Raw genomic sequence first — 3,955 nt, 5'->3', positions numbered from 1 at the left:
ATAAATAATAGAGAAAACATAATAAATAATATTAAACAAAATGCACAAAATGAAGCAAATATAAAGTCAGAAGAAATAATAAATCAAGGAAGACAAAAACTTGCCAATATAGAAGAAGAAATATCTAAAAAAGGCAAATATATAAATGAAGTACAAGAAATAAAATCAGAGTATGAAAAAATAAGTAAGAAAGTATCATCTCAAGAGAAAAAACTTACAAAAGCCAAATCTATTTATAATAGAATACAATATATATTAGAAAAGTTTGAAGAAAGAGAAATTACATATATATCTAAAGAAGAATTTGAAGTAAATGAAAGTGAATATAGTGAATATCCAGAATTAAATCCAACAGTTCAACTAAAATTAAATAGTATGGATTTAAAAGAATTAAGAAAAGCATTTAATGAAAATGAAAAAGCTATAAAGCAAACATTAGAAAGATATGAGAGTAGATATACAACCAAAACAAATGCAACCATATATAAATTAATGGTAATAGCATTAAAAGCAGAACAACAAAATATACTATATAATTTAAAATATGATAAATTAGAAAAATCTATAGAAGATGTTAAAAAACTTACAGACAAATATATGAAAATAGCAATGGATGGAAATCAAAGTATAGTAAGTACAATGAGAAAATTTATAGGTGAGATAGAGTATTTATTTATAAAATCTGTTGAGATAGAGTATGAATACTATGTGCAAAAAGAAAAACAAAGAGAAGAACAAGCAAAACTTAGAGAACAAATGAAACAAGAAGCTGAAGAAAAAAAATTATTAGAACAACAAAAAAAGCAAATAGAGAAAGAAGAAGGAAAATATCAAACTGAAATTGAAAAAGTAGAAGAAATAATAAATTCTACAGAAGATGAAGAAAAATTAAATAAATTACAAGAAAAAATAGAAGAACTAAAAAATCAGCTTAAATTAGTTAATGAGAAAAAAGAAGAGATAACTAAGCTACAAAATGGTAAAGCAGGTTATGTATATGTTATAAGTAATTTAGGCTCATTTGGAGATAGGGTATTTAAAATCGGTATGACAAGAAGATTAAATCCAATTGATAGAATAAATGAACTTAGTGGAGCGAGTGTACCTTTTACATTTGATGTTCATAGTTTCATATTTTCAGATGATGCAGTAGGATTAGAGCAAAAGATACATGAGATATTAAATGACAATAGAGTAAATAAGATAAATTTAAGAAAAGAATTCTTTAAAATAAGTATTGATGAATTAGAGAAAATAGTTCAAGATATAGATCCTTCTGCTGAATTTAATAAAACAATGATTGCAGAACAATATAGACAGTCTTTGTCTATAGTTAATTAATTAATTAATATAGTTATTAAAATATATTATATAAATAATAAAAGATATTGTAGGGAGTGATTTTATGAGAACATGTATGTTTCCATGTAATTTAAGTAAATATGATATATTAGGGAGCTTTTTAAAAAATGGATTTGTAGATTATGGAACAAAGTTTGATTTAAATGTAGGGGATGAAGTATACATATATACAGGTGCTCCATATAGTGCAATATTTTTAAAGTGTTCTGTAAGAGCTATACTTAACTACGATGAAACTATAAATGATGAAGAGTTTTTATTTGATAATGAAGACAGTACAGATATAGCTAGAAAGCCTAGATATGTAAGACTTGTACCAGTTAAAAATTATTTAAATAAAATAGATAAGGTAAATAGTAATAAATTAAAAGAGCATGGAGTAAAAGGATTTTCATTCCAAATCCAATTATCTCAAGAGACTATTGATTATTTAGATAGTATATAAAAACATAAACAGGTTTACAAAATATTATAAAATATATATAATATTGGTTAATAGCGGTGGATGTCTGCGGACTACACTTAAGAGAATCAGATGAGTCTGATTCTCTTTTTATTTTCTTAAAAATAATTTAGTAAATATAGAGGATATAAAAGAATATAGTACTACTTTATTTAACTCCATAAATTAAATTTCAGACAAAACAAAAAGCTAGAATCAGAGAAATCTGATCCTTTTTTACGCTTAAGGATATTATAATACTTAAAAAAATGTGGATAACTTCTGAATGTAAGTAATATCAATAAATTGGTTTTGAGCGTAAAAAAGATTTTGAGCAACGGACGAAGTCGTTGGCGACATGAGCGAAGCGAATTTTTTATTATAACTGTTAAAATATAAATTCTAACAATTAATATGTGACACGAAATTAAATTTGATTCCTAAAATAGTTGCAAAAATACAGTAGAATCAATATATTAATACAGAATAAAAAAAATATTATAATTGACAAAACTTAAAAAAGTTAAATATAATAAAAGAAAACATATAAAAGTCGGTGATATTATGCAAAATAAACTTACAAAACGAGAACAAAGGAAACAAAATAATATATTAGCAATACAAACATTTAAAAATCAAGGGTACACAGTAGCACAAACAGCAGAACTATTAAGACTATCTAAAAGAACAGTATATCGTTATTGGGACAATACTGATTATAAAATATTTAATAATATATCAGAAGTTAAAACTGAAACTGAACAATATATAACAAAAGAAAAATATAAATATCAAATGGAAAAGGGTAAAGATTTAGATTATGAATGGGATAAGATATTATCTAAAAGAAAAGAAATAGCCACTTATACAGAACTAAAAAATGAAAAAGGAAATAAGCTATGGTTTGTAGAAACTGAAAAAATTAAATCTGCTATAGATTATATAGAAATAAAAGCAAAAGATGATTTATTAAAATATAGTAAAAGTTTATTTAAAAATTATATAAGCTCAGAAGAAATGCTTTTAGATAGTTTAGCAGATGAATCTTTTTATTCAAGTACTATAGAAGGGGCATTTTCAACTAGAAAAGTAGCAAAAGAATTAGTAACGGATAAAAGAGTTCCATCAAGTAAAAGTGAAAAAATGATATATAACAATCACATGGCTCTTAAGTATGGTCTTGAGGATAAGGAAAATCAGATTACGGAAGACCTAATGTTAAAGATTTTTGAGTTAATATCAAAAGATACATTAGATGAAGAAACTCAAATAAATAAGTATAGGGTAGAGGATGTTGTAGTAAGAGATAAAAGAGGAGAAATAATCCATGAAGGTGATCATGTAGATAATATACAATCTATGATGGATGATTTGTTTAGATTTATGTATAGCAATAATATTAATCCTATAATAAAAAGTGCAATATTTCACTTTTATTTTGTTTTTGTACATCCATTCCCTGATGGTAATGGAAGAACTGCAAGGGCAACTTCTTATATATATTTAGTTAAAGAAGGATATGATATATTTAAGCATTTTTCTATCTCAGCATTAATTGCTCAAAAGAAAAGTAAATATTATAAGTGTATAAAAGATGTTGAAGATAATGAATTAGATATGACATATTTTATTGAATTTATTCTTGGAGTTGTGTCAGAATCTATTGATATAATATTGGATAAATATACTAGAAAGCATATTGAAAATTATATATTTATGGAACTTGTAGATAAAGGTGTAAATATAACTAATGAGCAAAAAAAGATTATAAAATATATATTAAACAAAGAAAATTACAGTGCTACTATTGAGAATTATACTAAAAAGAATAAGTCATCAGACTATAAAAAAGTGAATAAAGATATGAATTATTTAACTGATATTGGAATACTAACTAAATCTAAAGAAGGAAGATATAATCTATATTCCATTAATGTTATTAAATAAAGCTAGTCAGATGACTAGCTTTTATTTTTGCCTAAAGTTAAGTATAATTATAATATAAACTTAAACATATGGGGGAAGATGATGTTTACAGAAGAAAGCCTAGAAAATGTAGTCATAGAATACCTAAAAGACATTGACTACAAATATATACATGGAAGTAACTTAAACAGAGATAATAAAGAAGTTCTTCTACTAGATAGATTA

At 24.3% G+C, this 3,955-nt stretch carries 3 protein-coding genes; all 3 read left to right on the top strand.

Annotated features, from left to right (window positions below):
• On the top strand, positions 1-1,341 hold a 1,341-nt coding region (locus tag Q5F54_RS11510), incomplete at its 5' end, for a GIY-YIG nuclease family protein (RefSeq protein WP_302334461.1).
• A gap of 64 nt (positions 1,342-1,405) precedes the next feature.
• On the top strand, positions 1,406-1,807 hold the full coding sequence (locus Q5F54_RS11505; protein WP_281538227.1) for a hypothetical protein: 402 nt from the start codon (positions 1,406-1,408) through the stop codon (positions 1,805-1,807).
• A 561-nt stretch (positions 1,808-2,368) separates the two neighbouring features.
• A complete protein-coding gene (locus Q5F54_RS11500) occupies positions 2,369-3,751 on the top strand; it encodes a Fic family protein (protein WP_302334460.1) in 1,383 nt (460 codons plus the stop codon).
• Positions 3,752-3,955 lie beyond the last annotated feature (204 nt).

This window comes from uncultured Romboutsia sp. (assembly GCF_958366745.1).
Classification (GTDB): Bacteria; Bacillota; Clostridia; order Peptostreptococcales; family Peptostreptococcaceae; genus Romboutsia; species Romboutsia timonensis.
Note: the sequence above shows the minus strand (reverse complement) of the source record. Positions and strands in the feature narration are given on the sequence as shown.

Bases quoted from the DNA above. Each gene is read 5' to 3' on its own strand.
- Q5F54_RS11505 (WP_281538227.1), top strand. From the start codon at position 1,406: ATGAGAACATGTATGTTTCCATGTAATTTAAGTAAATATGATATATTA.
- Q5F54_RS11500 (WP_302334460.1), top strand. From the start codon at position 2,369: ATGCAAAATAAACTTACAAAACGAGAACAAAGGAAACAAAATAATATA.